The sequence below is a fragment of the Enterobacter sp. Cy-643 genome, from assembly GCF_011752815.1.
Lineage (GTDB): Bacteria > Pseudomonadota > Gammaproteobacteria > Enterobacterales > Enterobacteriaceae > Cedecea.
Genome location: NZ_VWWV01000004.1, coordinates 330,463 through 346,829, shown reverse-complemented (window position 1 = coordinate 346,829; position 16,367 = coordinate 330,463). Strand labels below are relative to the sequence as shown.

General features: G+C 56.1%; 12 protein-coding genes. 8 read left to right on the top strand and 4 right to left on the bottom strand.

From position 1 onward, the window contains the following. Positions 1-46 precede the first annotated feature (46 nt). Positions 47-2,365 carry a Fe(2+) transporter permease subunit FeoB gene (gene feoB / locus F3J29_RS17585; RefSeq protein ID WP_166868012.1) on the top strand — a complete coding sequence of 773 codons (2,319 nt, stop codon included), beginning with the start codon at positions 47-49 and terminating at the stop codon, positions 2,363-2,365. A gap of 9 nt (positions 2,366-2,374) precedes the next feature. Further along, positions 2,375-2,611 (top strand): [Fe-S]-dependent transcriptional repressor FeoC, encoded by a 237-nt coding sequence (gene feoC / locus F3J29_RS17580; RefSeq protein ID WP_166868009.1) that lies wholly within the window; start codon positions 2,375-2,377, stop codon positions 2,609-2,611. A 45-nt stretch (positions 2,612-2,656) separates the two neighbouring features. Here feoC and bioH read toward each other — a convergent pair whose 3' ends face one another. Beyond that, complete coding sequence (gene bioH, locus F3J29_RS17575) at positions 2,657-3,430, bottom strand: pimeloyl-ACP methyl ester esterase BioH (protein ID WP_166868007.1); 774 nt, start codon at positions 3,428-3,430, stop codon at positions 2,657-2,659. A gap of 38 nt (positions 3,431-3,468) precedes the next feature. Between bioH and gntX the strand changes: the two genes are divergently transcribed. Next, positions 3,469-4,152 (top strand): DNA utilization protein GntX, encoded by a 684-nt coding sequence (gene gntX, locus F3J29_RS17570; protein WP_166868005.1) that lies wholly within the window; start codon positions 3,469-3,471, stop codon positions 4,150-4,152. A 58-nt stretch (positions 4,153-4,210) separates the two neighbouring features. Further along, complete coding sequence (gene nfuA, locus F3J29_RS17565; protein WP_008457887.1) at positions 4,211-4,786, top strand: Fe-S biogenesis protein NfuA; 576 nt, start codon at positions 4,211-4,213, stop codon at positions 4,784-4,786. A 66-nt stretch (positions 4,787-4,852) separates the two neighbouring features. Here nfuA and malQ read toward each other — a convergent pair whose 3' ends face one another. Beyond that, entirely contained in the window at positions 4,853-6,931 is a 2,079-nt protein-coding gene (gene malQ, locus F3J29_RS17560) for a 4-alpha-glucanotransferase (RefSeq protein ID WP_166868003.1), read from the bottom strand. Positions 6,932-6,940: 9 nt separating this feature from the next. Then, positions 6,941-9,343, bottom strand: a complete 2,403-nt coding sequence (gene malP / locus F3J29_RS17555) for a maltodextrin phosphorylase (protein WP_166868001.1) — start codon at positions 9,341-9,343, stop codon at positions 6,941-6,943. 421 nt (positions 9,344-9,764) lie between these two features. On the opposite strand from malP, the gene malT reads away from it, so the two are divergent. Next, positions 9,765-12,470, top strand: a complete 2,706-nt coding sequence (gene malT / locus F3J29_RS17550) for an HTH-type transcriptional regulator MalT (RefSeq protein WP_166867999.1) — start codon at positions 9,765-9,767, stop codon at positions 12,468-12,470. A gap of 128 nt (positions 12,471-12,598) precedes the next feature. Here malT and glpD read toward each other — a convergent pair whose 3' ends face one another. Further along, positions 12,599-14,107 carry a glycerol-3-phosphate dehydrogenase gene (gene glpD / locus F3J29_RS17545; RefSeq protein WP_166867997.1) on the bottom strand — a complete coding sequence of 503 codons (1,509 nt, stop codon included), beginning with the start codon at positions 14,105-14,107 and terminating at the stop codon, positions 12,599-12,601. Positions 14,108-14,302: 195 nt separating this feature from the next. On the opposite strand from glpD, the gene glpE reads away from it, so the two are divergent. From glpE to F3J29_RS17530, 3 genes are all read left to right on the top strand, one after another. Next, on the top strand, positions 14,303-14,629 hold the full coding sequence (gene glpE / locus F3J29_RS17540; protein ID WP_166867995.1) for a thiosulfate sulfurtransferase GlpE: 327 nt from the start codon (positions 14,303-14,305) through the stop codon (positions 14,627-14,629). 138 nt (positions 14,630-14,767) lie between these two features. After that, positions 14,768-15,589: a rhomboid family intramembrane serine protease GlpG gene (gene glpG / locus F3J29_RS17535; RefSeq protein ID WP_008457895.1), complete on the top strand. Its 822-nt coding sequence runs from the start codon at positions 14,768-14,770 to the stop codon at positions 15,587-15,589. A gap of 17 nt (positions 15,590-15,606) precedes the next feature. Continuing rightward, on the top strand, positions 15,607-16,365 hold the full coding sequence (locus F3J29_RS17530) for a DeoR/GlpR family transcriptional regulator (RefSeq protein WP_008457897.1): 759 nt from the start codon (positions 15,607-15,609) through the stop codon (positions 16,363-16,365). The last annotated feature ends 2 nt before the right edge of the window (positions 16,366-16,367 follow it).

Sequence of the window (16,367 nt, the reverse complement as noted above, 5' to 3'; positions counted from 1 at the left end):
GGAAGCGTCCGCGCTTTTTGCACACTCAACGAAGTTCACGAATAAAATGAAAAACTTAACCATAGGTTTAATCGGCAATCCTAACTCGGGGAAAACCACCTTATTTAATCAGCTGACGGGTGCCCGCCAGCGCGTGGGGAACTGGGCTGGCGTTACCGTAGAACGCAAAGAAGGTCAGTTTTCCACCCTTGAGCACCAGGTGACGCTGGTTGATTTACCCGGCACCTATTCCCTCACCACCATTTCGTCGCAAACTTCGCTTGATGAGCAAATCGCCTGTCACTACATCCTGAGCGGCGATGCCGATCTGTTAATCAACGTAGTGGATGCTTCTAACCTTGAGCGTAACCTCTACCTGACGCTGCAGCTTCTCGAGCTGGGTATCCCGTGCGTGGTGGCGCTCAATATGTTGGATATTGCCGAGAAACAGGCGATTCGCATCGACATCGACGCGCTTGCCGCTCGCCTTGGCTGCCCTGTGGTGCCGCTGGTGTCTACTCGCGGGCGCGGCATTGAAAGCCTGAAGCTCGCCATTGACCGCAAGCAGCCCAACGAGAAAAACGAGCTGGTGCACTATCCGCAGGTTTTACAGCAAGAGGCAAAAAAACTGGCCGAGGATATGCCGCAGGAAATGCCGGTGACGCAACGCAGTTGGCTGGCGCTGCAGATGCTGGAAGGCGATATCTACAGCCTCGCTTATGCGGGCAATTTCACGGACAAACTTGACGCAGCGCGCGCGCGCCTGGCTGAAACAGTTGACGATCCCGCGCTGCTGATCGCGGATGCCCGTTACCAAAGCATCGCTTCCATTTGCGACGCGGTGAGTAATAGCCTGACCGCCGAACCAAACCGACTGACGGTGGCGATGGATAAAATCATCCTCAATCGCTATCTCGGCCTGCCAATCTTCATGCTGGTGATGTACCTGATGTTCCTGCTGGCGATTAACATCGGCGGCGCGCTGCAGCCCATTTTTGATGGCGGCTCGGTGGCGATATTCATTCACGGCATCCAGTGGCTCGGTTATACGCTGCACTTCCCGGAATGGCTGACGATTTTCCTGGCCCAGGGCATCGGCGGCGGGATCAATACCGTGCTGCCGCTGGTGCCACAAATCGGCATGATGTACCTGTTCCTCTCCTTCCTCGAAGATTCCGGCTATATGGCGCGCGCAGCCTTTGTGATGGATCGCCTGATGCAGTCGCTGGGTTTACCGGGTAAATCCTTTGTGCCGCTGATTGTCGGCTTCGGCTGTAACGTGCCTTCGGTCATGGGTGCCCGCACGCTTGATGCGCCGCGCGAAAGGCTGATGACCATCATGATGGCGCCGTTTATGTCCTGCGGCGCCCGCCTGGCGATTTTCGCGGTGTTTGCTGCCGCATTCTTCGGCCAGCAGGGCGCGCTGGTGGTGTTCTCACTTTATATTCTCGGCATTGTCATGGCTATTCTCACCGGCCTGATGCTGAAGCATACCATCATGCGCGGCGAAGCTTCGCCGTTTGTCATGGAGCTGCCGGTTTACCACGTCCCTCACCTCAAGAGCCTGATTTTACAAACCTGGCAGCGCCTGAAAGGCTTCGTGCTTCGCGCCGGGAAGGTCATCGTGATCGTCAGTATTTTCATCGGTGCCCTGAACAGCTTCTCCTTTAGCGGCAAGCCGGTAGATAGCATCAACGATTCTGCCCTTGCCTCCGTCAGCCGCGTATTAACGCCGCTGCTTAAGCCGATTGGTGTCCATGATGACAACTGGCAGGCTACCGTTGGGCTGTTCACCGGTGCGATGGCCAAAGAAGTTGTGGTCGGTACGTTAAATACCCTCTATACCGCCGAAGATATTCATAATGAAGAGTTTGATGCCGCAAGCTTTAACCTGCTTGATGAACTGGGCGCTGCCGCCGATGAAACCTGGCAGGGGCTAAAAAACACCTTCAGCCTGAGCGTGCTGGCGAACCCGATTGAGGCAAGCAAAGGCGACGGCGAAATGTCTTCCGGGCCGATGGGCGTGATGAGCACAAAATTCGGCAGCGAAGCCGCCGCCTACAGCTATCTAATTTTCGTTTTGCTCTATATTCCGTGCATCTCGGTGATGGGGGCCATCGCCCGCGAATCGAGCCGGGGCTGGATGACATTTTCCGTGCTTTGGGGGCTGAACATTGCCTATTCGCTCTCCACGCTTTACTACCAGAGCGTCACCTTCCGCGAGCACCCGCAGTTCAGCCTGGTTTGCATCCTCGCGGTGGTATTGTTCAACGTCCTGCTGCTTGGCGGGCTGCGCCGGGCAAGAAGCCGCGTAGATGTATCCCTGCTGTCCACCAGAAAAACGCCGTCGTCCTGCTGCCAGAGCAGCGCCGGCGACTGCCACTAAGGTGCGATGATGGCAAGCCTGATTGATATCCGTAACGCCCTGGCGCTTCAGGGCCGCCTGGAAGCGAAGCAGATTAGCCAGCAGCTTGCCACACCTCTGCCGCTGGTCGCCGCCATGCTCGATCGCCTGGAAGCAATGGGCAAAGCCATACGCATCAGCGAAGACCCGAGCAGTTGCCTGACGGGAAGCTGCAAAAGCTGTCCGGAAGGAAAACAGTGCGCCCGGGAACTGTGGGCGCTGCGTTAAGCTAAAATGAAAGGCGGATTATTCCGCCTTTTTACTGCCCGGCCGCTAAAAAAGTTGTTGTTCCCAGGCTAGCAACGTCTGGCAAAATTCAGCCGGATGAGAGATAAACGGCGCGTGGGCAGCCTTGTCGAAGATTACCGAACTGGACTGTGGCCACAGGGCGTCCAGCAGCGGAACCACTTTACGTGGTACAAGCCCGTCAAGTCGGCCATACAGGCGTAAATGCGGTATTGCAGAATGCGAAAGTTCCTCTCGCAGATCGGCGGTTCGCAGGATCTCAAGCCCGCCATTAAGCACGGCCACCTCCGGCATCGGCTGCCCCAGCACAACGGTTTTCAGCAGGCGAGCATCCTGGCGCGCGGTTTCCGTGCCGAGGGTTTGCAGCGCCAGAAAGCGTTCCACCGTACGCTGAAAGTCTTCGCTTAGCTGCCGCTGGAACCCGGTCAGCACGTCAGGTTTAATACCCGGCCAGTTTTCTGAGGCGGTAAAACTGGGTGAGGAAGCCACCGTCACCAGCGCCTTAACACGCTCAGGCCTGACGAGTGCTACCTGACTTGCCACCAGCCCGCCAAGGCTCCAGCCAAGCCAAATGGCTTGTTCAGGGGCTTTAGTCAGCACGATGTCGGCCATTTGCTCCAGCGTTAACGCACCAAACCCCTTGCTCCGGCCATACCCCGGCAAGTCGACCAGATGCAGCCGAAATTGCGAGCCGAGTTCTGCTTCGATGTTGTGCCAGACCTCCGCATTCAGCCCCCATCCGTGCAGCAGCACAAGATCGTTTTTTCCTTCACCTTTTGTTTGCCACCACAGCTCACTCATCAGTTACCGTTCTCATTTTCATCAGCAAGGAGAACGCTATGCTAACAATCCCTGGCCGCTGTTGGCTATGCCGGTTACCGCTTGCCTGCCCGAAATGGGGCATTTGCTCATGCTGCACTACCTCATTGCTTCAGCCCCTGGCCTGCTGTTTGCAGTGCGGTTTACCGGCGTTGAGCGGTCATTTGCCCTGCGGACGCTGTCTGCGAAGCGCGCCTGAGTGGGACGAAATGGCCTTTGTAACAGACTACCTGCCGCCGTTAAGCACGCTGATTCATCACCTGAAATTTACCGGAACGCCCTCGCTGGCACCGGCCTTAGCCCGTCTTTTGCTGCTGCGTATTCTGGCTGCCAGGCGAGAGGGCAGGCTTCATTTGCCAGATACTATTTTGAGTGTCCCGCTGCACCACACCCGAGCGTGGCGGCGCGGCTATAACCAAAGCGCACTAATTGCTACCCCACTCTCACACTGGTTGGGCCGGGAGCATTATCCCTCTGCAATCAAACGCATACGCTCTACGCCAGCCCAGCACACGCTGACGGCAAAGGAGCGACAGAGGAATTTGAAAGGCATCTTTAGGGTTGAAATTCCCGTCGCGGGTCGCCATATGGCGATTGTGGATGATGTCGTGACGACGGGTAGTACTGTTGCGGAGATAGCGCGATTGCTGAAAAGGCAGGGCGCGGCGACTGTCCAGGTATGGTGCCTGTGTCGAACCTTGTAGACCCTCGACGATGGGCGTATTATAACCGACTAAAATAGTCAACTATTGAGCAATCGTTATGATCCGTATTTCCGATGCTGCACAATCCCACTTTGCCAAGCTGCTGGCAAATCAGGAAGAAGGGACGCAAATCCGCGTATTCGTAATCAATCCTGGCACCCCGAATGCGGAGTGTGGTGTGTCTTATTGTCCGCCGGATGCGGTTGAAGCGACCGACACGGCGCTGCCGTTCGAGCAGTTAACGGCTTATGTTGATGAGCTGAGCGCACCTTACCTGGAAGATGCCGAAATCGACTTCGTCACCGACCAGCTCGGTTCCCAGCTGACGCTGAAAGCCCCTAACGCAAAAATGCGTAAGGTTTCTGACGACGCGCCGCTGATGGAGCGCGTTGAGTATATGCTGCAGGCAACCGTTAACCCACAGCTGGCTGGTCACGGTGGCCGCGTCACGCTGATGGAAATTACCGACGAAGGCTATGCCATTCTGCAGTTTGGCGGCGGCTGCAACGGCTGTTCTATGGTGGATGTGACGCTGAAAGAAGGGATCGAGAAACAGCTTCTGGCTGAGTTCCCTGAGCTGAAAGGCGTTCGCGACCTGACCGAACACCAGCGCGGTGAGCACTCTTACTATTAGTTTGACCCTCACCCTAACCCTCTCCCTAAAAGGGAGAGGGAATAGACCGAGAAACGTGAGACGAAACTACGTCTTCTTACGCCGCCTATCCAAATCCTTCAGCAACTTATTCACTCGCTCATCGGCAAACATCGCTTCCAGCGAGACGGTTAGCTTGCGCCGCCAGTTCTTATACTGGGAGCTGGTACCAGGAATATTCACCGGCTCAGCCATATCCAGCCAGTCCTCCGGCTGCAGCCCCAGCAGCGCGCTATGGCTGTCGGCGATATAACGCTGCATGCCACGGTTGAGCGTGTCGGTCATCGTCATTAACGCGGCCTTATGCCCCGCCCGTTTCGGCAAGCAGCCGTATTGATGCAGCCCGTCCAGCAATCCCTGTTTGGCCCTTTCGCGGTCTTCATACAGCCCCGCGAGCACCTCTTCATCAGGATAAAGCCCCAGCGTTTTGCCCAGCGTTAAATCTCCGCTATTCCAGTAGCCACGCAGCGTAGGCAAGTCATGCGTTGTAGCGACCGCCATCGACTGCTTTGGCCATGTTGCCGGGGCTCTGAATTGCTTCTCTCCGTCGTGCTCGAAGTACAACACTTTGTAAGAATAAACGCCGCTGTCGCGAAGCTTGCCGACGATTTCAACCGGTACGGTACCGAGGTCCTCACCAATCACCATGCAGCGGTGACGCTGGCTTTCCAGGGCCAGAATCGAAAGCAGATCGTCCACCGGGTACTGCACATAGGCGCCTTTATCCGCCGTCTCGCCGTAGGGGATCCACCACAGCCGCAGCATCGACATAACGTGGTCAATGCGCAGGGCGCCGCAGTGGGTCATATTCGCGCGCAGCAGTTCGATAAACGGCTGATAGCCGCGAGCGGCCATCACGTGGGGATCCATCGGTGGCAGCCCCCAGTTTTGGCCTAACGGGCCAAGAATATCCGGCGGTGCGCCAACGGAGGCTTTCAGGCAATAGAGTTCACGGTCACACCATGTTTCAGAGCCACCTTCCGCCACGCCCACCGCAAGGTCGCGATAAAGACCAATCGGCATCCCATCTTGCTGGCTGGCATCCCAGCAGGCCTTAAACTGACGCCAGGCGAGATACTGCAGCCACAGCCAGAAGTTAACCTCATCATGATGTTGCTCGCAAAACTGCTTCACTTCTGGGCTATGGGCGTCGCGATAGCCTTCCGGCCAAACCGGCCAGCCCCAGCGCAGAGGATCTTCGTTAACCTGGCTGGCATGAAGCGCATCGTAGGCGGCCTGGTAGAACAGCCCTTCTCCTCCTTCCGCAACAAACCGACCAAACGCGACAACCTGTTCATCACTGACTTTACGCAGCGAGAACTGCCGCCACGCTAAACGCAGCGCCGCAACTTTAAGGGCCGTAACGGTGGAATAATCCACCCACTCAGTATCTCTCGCGTCCTGGAGCTGTTTCTGCACGGTGGATTTTTTCCACCACGCCTGCGCCGCTTTGCTGTTCTGGAAATCTTCTACCGCGTTGACGTCGATATAGATGACATTCAACCAGCGGCGTGACGAAGGGCTGTACGGGCTGGCGCTCTCCGGGTTAGCCGGGTAAAGCGAATGAATCGGGTTGAGGCCAATAAACGCGCCGCCCCGCTTCGCCACATCCCCCAGCATCTGCTTCAGATCGCCAAAGTCGCCGATGCCCCAGTTAGCCGCCGAGCGCAGCGTGTAAAGCTGCACACATGCCCCCCACAGCTTTTTGCCCTGCAGTAACGCGTCCGGCTCATAGCAGCGCGGCGGGGCGACGATAATTCGGCTCGTCCAGCTCTGCTTTTGTCGGGTTACCACCAGAGAGTGATAGCCCTCCGACAGCTTAGCCGGCAGCGTGAGTTTCTTCCCACCGGAGATCTGTCCGTGATGAACATAGCCTTCTTCAGTTGTCAGCACCCAGCTAAATTCACCCTCACCGTCCAGCGCCAGCTGCATCCGCTGCCCGGCAGTGAAAACCTGAACCGCTGGCACAGGATCGGCAGACTTTTTTGGCACAGCGGTACGGTTCATAGCCTCCAGCAGACGCTGTTTTGTCTCCGCGGGAATAGCCTGCGGTTTGCCATGGGCGTTGATGTAGTTCGGGCTGATACCCGCCGCCAGAGCGGCGTTATCAAGACGTTTGCTCTCCATGGCGCTCCCTTAGCGTTTTGCCTGCCAGATACGTTGTTGATAATCGCGGATTGAGCGATCGGAGCTGAACATGCCGCAGCGAGCGCTGTTCAGAATTGCCGCGCGCGTCCAGGCTTCCTGGTCCAGATAAAGTTTGTCGGCCAGCTTCTGCGCGTCGACATAGGCGCTGAAGTCCGCCATCAACAGATAAGGGTCGCCGCCCTCTTTGCCGATGCTGTGCAGCATCTGATCGAAGGCGTGTTTATCTCCTTCGCTGTATTTGCCCTGCTCAAGCTCTTTAAGCACGGCATCCAGCACTTTATCTTTTTTGCGCCATTTCACCGGATCATAACCTTTGGCTTTCAGGGCTTTAACCTGTTCGACGGTGTGGCCGAAAATAAAGATATTCTCTTCACCCACTTTCTCCGCAATTTCAACGTTAGCACCGTCCAGCGTCCCCACCGTCAGCGCGCCGTTCAGCGCCAGCTTCATGTTGCCGGTGCCGGATGCCTCTTTCCCGGCAGTCGAAATCTGTTCGGAAATATCTGCCGCCGGGATCATGATCTCCGCCGCAGAGACGCAATAGTCCGGCAGGAAAACGACCTTCAGTTTGTCACCTACCAGCGGATCGCTGTTGATCGCCTCGGCCACTTTGTTGATCGCAAAAATAATATTTTTGGCCAGGTAATAGCCCGGAGCCGCCTTCGCGCCAAACAGGTAAACGCGCGGCACGCGGTCTGCTTTCGGATTCTCACGAATCTCTTTGTACTGCGCCAGGATATGCAACAGATTCAGGTGCTGACGTTTGTATTCGTGCAGACGTTTGATTTGCACGTCGAACAACGCATCCGGGTTAATCACGATACCGGTACGAGCCTTCACAAATGCAGCCAGCTTCACTTTGTTCTGATACTTGATGTCACGCCAGGTCTGGCGGAATTTGGCGTTGTCAGCGTGCTTTTCCAGCCCTTCCAGCACATCGAGGTTATTCGCCCACTCTTTCTTCAGCGTCTTGTCGAACAGCGCGGCAAGCGCCGGGTTACACTGTTTGATCCAACGGCGCGGCGTTATGCCGTTCGTTACGTTATGGAATTTATTGGGCCACAGCAGGTGGTATTCCGGGAACAGGTCTTTGACCACCAGCTCAGAGTGAAGCGCTGCAACGCCATTCACCGCAAAGCCGCCGACCACGCACAGGTTAGCCATACGAACCTGCTTGCTATGCACCACGGCAAGCTTCGCCCAAACGGCTTCATCTCCTGGCCAGGTTTTGTCGACCAGCAGCTTAAAGCGTTTGTTAATCTCATTGATGATTTGCATATGACGCGGCAGCAGTGCCTTCACCAGCTTCTCGTCCCAGCACTCCAGAGCTTCAGGCATCAGAGTGTGGTTTGTGTAAGCGAAGGTTTTACTGGTCATCGCCCAGGCGTCGTCCCAGCTCAGCTGATGCTCGTCAATCAGCACGCGAAGCAGCTCAGGGATAGCGATAGTTGGATGGGTATCGTTCAGTTGAATCACTTCGTAGTCCGGCAGCTCGGCGAGCTTGCGGCCTGCCAGATGATGGCGGCGTAGAATGTCAGCCACCGAACAGGCACACTGGAAATACTGCTGCATCAGACGTAGCTTTTTGCCGTTCAGGTGATTGTCATTCGGATAGAGCACCTTGGTTAGCTTTTCAGCGTCAATGCCCTGCTGCTCGGCCTTAAGAAACTCGCCGTCATTAAATTTCGTCAGATCAAACGGATGGGCATGCTTTGCCTGCCACAGGCGCAGCGGCTGAGCCACGCCGTTTCTGTAGCCCAGCACCGGTAAATCCCACGCCTCGCCCTGAAAAATAAAGGCTGGCTCCCAGCGCGAATGCTTACCGTCCTTCACGAGCTTCCCGCCAATGCCCACCTGCACATCAAGCGCGCTGTTGTGGCGAAACCAGGGGTAACTCCCGCGCTGCCAGTCATCCGGGGCTTCCAGCTGTTTGCCGTACTTAAAGGACTGGCGGAACAATCCGTACTGATAGTTGAGGCCGTAGCCGATGGCCGATTGCCCGACCGTGGCCATTGAGTCCAGGAAGCAGGCCGCGAGCCTGCCCAGCCCGCCGTTGCCTAAGGCCGGATCCGTCTCTTCTTCCAGTAAATCGGTGAGGTTTATCTGGTAATCCTTCAGCACATCGCCCACTTCAGTGAACCAGCCAAGATTAAGCAGGTTATTCCCCGTCAGACGGCCTATCAGAAACTCCATCGAGATGTAGTTTACGTGGCGCTGTCTGGCTTCAGGTTTTGCCGCTGGCTGAGCCGCTAAAAGCTCTGCAAGCGCCCCGCTAACCGCCTGCCACCACTGATGCTGAGTCATTTCACTGGCATCATGGAGGCCGTAACGCTGCCACTGGCGCGTCAGAGCGGACTGGAACTGTTCTTTACTGAAAATCGGCTGTGACATAGGAAATCGGTCCTGTAATGTTCGAAAATCATTACCCGCTAGTGTGCCGGGCAGCCTGGGGGACTTCCTCCTCCCGGCGCGGATTACGCGGGGAGGAGTAGCGAGGATGAGTGAAAAATGTGATCTCTGCCACTCGATGCGGCGATGTAACAGGTTTCAGCCGTGTTGCCATAGGGAGTGAGCAAACGTATTCATGAAAAAAATGGAACTGTGACAGGGTGCAACTTACCGAGCACGGAAAGTTCAACAACCTTGCAATAAAAAGCATTCTGGCAGACCTTATCCGTAAGCATTAATTACGAAGCGTAAAAAAAATCGCATCCTTGAATATTTCCCTCCATGATTCCTTCTGCAGTGCGGTTAGACCGCCTTGCGGCGCGGAATACGTCGGGGAAATTTATACACAGTGAAGTGATCAACTATGTTAATCCCATCCAAATTAAGTCGCCCCGCTCGGCTGGAAAACACTGTGGTTCGCGACCGCCTGTTGGTGAAGCTTTCAACTGCCGCCAACTATCGGTTAGCACTGATCGCCAGCCCGGCCGGTTATGGTAAAACAACCCTCGTCTCGCAGTGGGCGGCGGGGCGAAAAGAGCTGGGCTGGTATTCCCTTGATGAGGGAGATAACCAGCAGGAGCGCTTTGCCAGCTACCTGATTGCCGCCGTGCAGCACGCCACCGGCGGCCACTGCGCCAGTAGCGAAATCATGGCGCAAAAGCGGCAATATGCCAGCCTGTCTTCGCTCTTTTCTCAGCTGTTCATTGAGCTGGCGGGATGGGACAAACCGCTGTACCTGGTAATTGATGATTATCATCTGATTGCCAACCCGGTTATTCATGAAGCCATGCGCTTTTTCATTCGTCACCAGCCAGAAAACCTGACGCTGGTGATTCTGTCGCGCAATCTCCCACAGCTTGGCATTGCCAATCTCCGGGTGCGCGACCAGTTGCTGGAAATAGGGAGTCAGCAGCTCGCCTTTACGCATCAGGAAGCCAAACAGTTCTTCGACAACCGCCTGACAACGCCGATTGAACAAGCGGACAGCAGTCGCCTGTGTGATGACGTTGCAGGCTGGGTGACGGCGCTCCAGTTAATTGCCCTGTCCGCACGTCAGAGCAATACCCCGGCTCAACATTCTGCCCGCCGTTTGTCAGGCATTAACGCCAGCCATCTTTCAGATTACCTGGTGGATGAAGTTCTGAACAACGTTGATGCCGATACCCGCAACTTCCTGCTGAGAAGCTCCATCCTGCGCTCAATGAATGACGCATTGATAATCCAGGTCACCGGCGAAGAAAATGGCCAGATGCGGCTGGAAGAGATTGAGCGTCAGGGCCTGTTCCTGCAGCGAATGGACGATTCCGGCGAATGGTTCTGCTTCCATCCGCTGTTTGGCAGCTTCCTTCGCCAGCGCTGCCAGTGGGAACTGGCCGCAGAGCTGCCGGATATTCATCGGGCGGCCGCCGAAAGCTGGATGACGCAAGGCTTCCCCAGCGAGGCTATTCACCACGCGCTGGCGGCAGGCGACGCCAATATGCTGCGCGATATTTTGCTGGGCCACGCCTGGGCGCTGTTTAACCACAGCGAACTGACGCTCCTCGAGGAGTCGCTTAAGGCGCTGCCCTGGGAAAGCCTGCTGGAAAACCCAAAACTTGTGCTGCTGCAGGCCTGGCTGATGCAAAGCCAGCACCGCTATGGCGAAGTAAATACCCTGCTGGCTCGCGCCGAACAGGAAATGAACCTGGTTATCGACGACACGCTGCACGGCGAATTCAACGCCCTGAGAGCCCAGGTTGCCATCAACGCCGGCGATCCGGCGGAAGCCGAGCGCCTTGCCATGGTCGCGCTGGAAATGCTGCCGCTGGCCAATTTTTACAGCCGCATCGTGGCGACTTCGGTTCACGGCGAAGTGCTGCACTGCAAAGGCGATCTTACGAAGTCGCTCTCCGTTATGCAGCAGACAGAGCAAATGGCCCGCCGCCACGATGTCTGGCACTACGCGCTGTGGAGCCTGATACAGCAAAGCGAAATTCTGCTGGCTCAGGGGTTCTTACAGGCCGCCTGGGAAACCCAGGAAAAAGCCTTTGTGCTGATCCGCGAACAGCACCTCGAGCAATTGCCTCTGCATGAGTTTTTACAGCGTATCCGCGCTCAGCTGCTTTGGGCCTGGGCCCGGCTGGATGAGGCCGAAGCGGCAGCCCGCAGCGGGATGGAGGTACTTTCCAGCTTCCAGCCGCAGCAACAGCTCCAGTGCCTGGCGCTGCTGGTACAATGCTCTCTGGCGCGCGGTGACCTGGATAATGCTCGCAATCACCTTAACCGCCTCGAAAATTTGCTTGGGAACGGTCCCTGGCACAGCGACTGGGTTTCCAATGCCGACAAGGTGCGGGTGATTTATTGGCAGATGACTGGCGATAAAAAATCGGCAGCAAACTGGCTGCGCCAGACGCCGAAGCCTGAATTTGCCAATAATCATTTCCTGCAAAGCCAATGGCGTAATATCGCCCGCGTACAAATCCTGCTGGGTGAATACGAACCGGCGGAAATAGTGCTGGAAGAACTTAACGAAAACGCCCGTAGCCTGCGTCTGATGAGCGACCTTAACCGCAACCTGCTGCTGCTCAACCAGCTTTACTGGCAGGCGGGCAGAAAGAGTGACGCTCAGCGCGTGCTGCTGGAAGCTCTGGCGCTGGCAAACCGCACCGGGTTTATCAGCCACTTTGTGATTGAAGGCGAAGCGATGGCGCAGCAGCTGCGCCAGCTTATTCAGCTCAACACCTTGCCGGAGCTGGATCAGCACCGCGCTCAGCGTATCCTGCGAGAGATAAACCAGCATCACCGCCATAAGTTTGCTCACTTTGATGAAAGCTTTGTGAACCGCCTGCTGAATCACCCGGAAGTGCCCGAGCTTATCCGCACCAGTCCACTGACGCAGCGAGAATGGCAGGTGTTGGGGCTGATTTATTCCGGCTATAGCAACGAGCAGATCGCCGGGGAGCTGGATGTCGCGGCCACCACGATCAAAACGCATATCCGGAATCTGTATCAGAAATTGGGCGTGGCGCACCGCCAGGACGCGGTGTTGCATGCACAGAAATTGCTGAAGATGATGGGGTATGGGGTTTAGCCGAAAATGTTCTGAAGGCTAGTTTCAGCCCCTCACCCCGGCCCTCTCCCCATAGGGGAGAGGGGGGATAAAAATCTGAAGATGAGCGGAACCTGCCAACACTCGGACTGAAAAGGGTTCAACTCTCTTTAAGACGCCAGCGACAATCCCGCTTTAGCCGCCTGCTTTACCAGCCACTGCGCCACCCGCGCCTGCTGCTCTTCATCCAGCCACATGCCCAGTTTAGTGCGGCGCCACAGCGCATCTTCCGCACATCTGACCCATTCATGTTCAACCAGGTAGCGAAGCTCGGCTTCATAAAACTCATGGCCAAAATCTTCGCCCAGGTCGCTCAAGCTCTTGGCATCGCCCAGCACCAGATCGCTGTTGCTGCCATAGGTGCGGGCCAGGTGGCGGGCAAGGCTTTCGGTCAGGAAACCGTACCGACGACGCAGTTTTGCCGCATAATCATCGCGATCGCCACCGATATCACCGCCGGGCAGGCGGCAATCTTTGGTCCAGGCCGGGCCGATATTCGGGTAGTAACGCTCCAGCTTATCCAGCGCATGCTCGGCCAGCTTACGGTATGTCGTCAGCTTACCGCCGAAGACAGACAGCAGCGGTGCCTGGCCATTTTCGTCATGAATATCGAGAGTGTAATCACGGGTCACCGCCTGCGGAGAATCAGACTCGTCATCACACAGCGGACGCACGCCAGAGTAGGTCCAGACGATATCGTCTTTGGTCAGCGTCTTTTTGAAATGCGCGTTATAAACGTTCAGCAGGTAGCTCACTTCTTTGTCATCAATCTGCACCGCTTTAGGATCGCCGTGGTATTCCACGTCGGTGGTGCCGATGATGGAGAACTCATCCATCCAGGGGATCACGAACACAATGCGCTTATCTTCGTTTTGCAGGATGTAGGCCTGCTTCTGGGTATGCACGCGCGGCACCACGATGTGGCTGCCTTTGATCAGGCGGATACCGTAAGGCGAAGGCAGGTGCAGCCCTTCATCAAAGAAGGTTTTCACCCACGGACCTGTGGCGTTCACCAGGCCTTTCGCGCGCCAGGTAAAGGTTTCGCCGGTATCAATATCCTGCGCTTCAACGACCCACAGCCCGTTTTCGCGGGTAGCTTTGGTGGCGCGGGTACGCGTTTTCACTTCACCCCCCTTTCGGGTCACCATTTGGGCATTGGCCAGCACCAGGCGAGCATCATCCACCCAGCAGTCCGAATATTCGAAACCGCGCACAATCTCAGGCTTCAGCACTGAATCTGCGCCAAAACGCAAGCCGGTAGAGGCAGGCAAACTGGTGCGTTTCCCCAGATGGTCGTACATGAACAGACCGGTGCGAATCATCCACGCCGGGCGCAGGTGCGGCCGGTGCGGTAAACGAAAGCGCATAGGGAAGGCAATGTGCGGCGCCATTTTCAACAGCACTTCACGCTCGGCCAGCGCCTCACTTACCAGACGAAACTCGTAATGTTCCAGGTAGCGCAGGCCGCCGTGAATCAGCTTCGAGCTGGCGGAAGAGGTCGCGCAGGCCAGATCCTGTCCCTCCAGCATCAACACGGATAACCCGCGGCCAGCGGCGTCCGCCGCAATACCGGCGCCGTTGATTCCACCGCCAATAACAATCAGATCTTTGGTTTCCATGTTGCCCTCACGCACTTTCGTTAAAGCTCAAAAATGTTCGATATCGCTCATGATAGCAAGTGTTCGCTCGCTTTGGTAACGAAATAAAAACATTTCTACGTGATATGGATAACATATTGGCGTTAATATCAGCGCCAGCGGGGCGCGATGCCTTAACATGCCCCTTGTTTCCTTTCTTTCTCGACGAGTAAAACCATGGATCAATTTGAATGTATTGGTGTGGAAGAAGCACACCAGAAACTCCAGCAGCAGCAGGCGGTATTGGTGGATATCCGCGATCCGCAGAGCTTTGCCATGGGACACACGCCGGAGGCTTACCACCTCACCAACGACACGCTGGTGAATTTTATGCAGCAAACCGACTTCGACACGCCGGTCATGGTGATGTGCTACCACGGCAACAGCAGCAAAGGCGCCGCTCAATATCTGCTGCAGCAAGGCTATGACCAGGTCTACAGCATCGATGGGGGCTTTGATGCCTGGCACCGCCATTTCCCGGCTGAAGTCGCTCACGGCGCGTAAAGTTCAGCCCTTGTCGCTCCCTGCAGGTATACTGCTTGCCTTAATAAAAGCTTTACCCTAAATAATTTCAGTCGTAGGAAACCTGACGCCTACGGCTCGAAGTATGACGGGTAAATAGACGAAGTTGGTTAAACTTTCATGATCATGATTACCTCTTTCGCCAACCCGCGCGTGGCGCAGGCTTTTGTCGATTACATGGCAACTCAGGGCGTTATTCTTACGATTCAGCAACATACGCAAAGCGATGTCTGGCTGGCGGATGAGAACCAGGTACAGTATGTCCGCGCCGAGCTGGAAAAGTTCGTCGCAAACCCTGGCGACCCGCGCTACCAGGCCGCCAGCTGGAGCACCGGCCACAGCGGCGTGGGTTTCAGCTATAAACGCTATCCATTTTTCGCCACCATCAAAGAGCGCGCCGGCCCGCTGACGCTTATCGTCATCGGCGTGTGTATCGCGCTGTTTGTCCTGCTCAATATCGTGGGCTTCGGCCCGGTGATCTCCGTGCTTGGCTGGCCGCTCGTACCCGAGCAGCGCTTTGAGTTTTGGCGTTATTTCACGCACGGATTGCTGCATTTTTCCTTGCTGCATATCCTCTTTAACCTACTATGGTGGTGGTATTTAGGCGGCGCGCTGGAAAAACGCCTCGGCACCGGCAAACTGCTGACGCTGACGCTTATCTCCACCCTGCTGAGCGGTTTTATGCAGGCAAAATTTACCGGCCCGCTGTTTGGCGGCCTTTCAGGCACGGTGTTTGCGCTGATGGGCTATGTCTGGCTGCGTGGAGAGCGCGATCCCGACAGCGGCATTCAGATGCAGCGCGGGCTGCTGGCGTTTGCGGTGATTTGGTTGGTTATTGAGGTCTTTACTCAGTCCGCTGTCATTCCAGCACACCTGACCGGCATGCTGGTCGGCCTGGCAATGGCGCTGGTAGATACCCTGAATGCGCGAAAACGAACATAACAATGCTGGAGTAGCTTGTGAAGCAGACACAACGTCATGACGCGATTATTGAGCTGGTTAAGCAGCAGGGATACGTCAGTACCGAAGAGTTGGTGGAACAGTTTGCCGTCAGCCCGCAAACCATCCGCCGGGATTTAAACGACCTGGCCGATCAGAACATGATCCTACGCCATCACGGCGGGGCGGCTCTGCCTTCCAGCTCGGTCAACACGCCGTGGCATGACCGAAAAGCAACGCAAACCGCAGAAAAAGAGCGCATTGCGCAGAAGGTTGCCAGCCAAATTCCTAATGGCGCCACGCTGTTTATCGACATCGGCACGACGCCGGAAGCTGTGGCACATGCTCTGCTTAATCATAGCAATCTGCGCATTGTGACCAACAACCTCAACGTGGCGAACACGCTGATGGCCAAAGAAGATTTCCGTATCATTCTGGCCGGCGGAGAGTTGCGCAGCCGCGATGGCGGCATTATCGGTGAGGCAACGCTGGACTTTATTTCCCAGTTCCGCCTCGATTTCGGCATTCTCGGCATCAGCGGCATCGACAGCGACGGCTCGCTGCTTGAGTTTGATTACCACGAGGTCCGCACCAAGCGCGCAATTATCGAAAACTCTCGCAGCGTATTGCTGGTCGTTGATCATTCGAAGTTTGGCCGTAATGCGATGGTGAACCTGGGCAGCATCAGCCTGGTGGATACCGTATACACCGACGTGGTGCCGCCGGCGGGAGTGATGCAGGTGATTAAAGAGAATAACGTGCAGCTGGAGCTGTGCTGAGT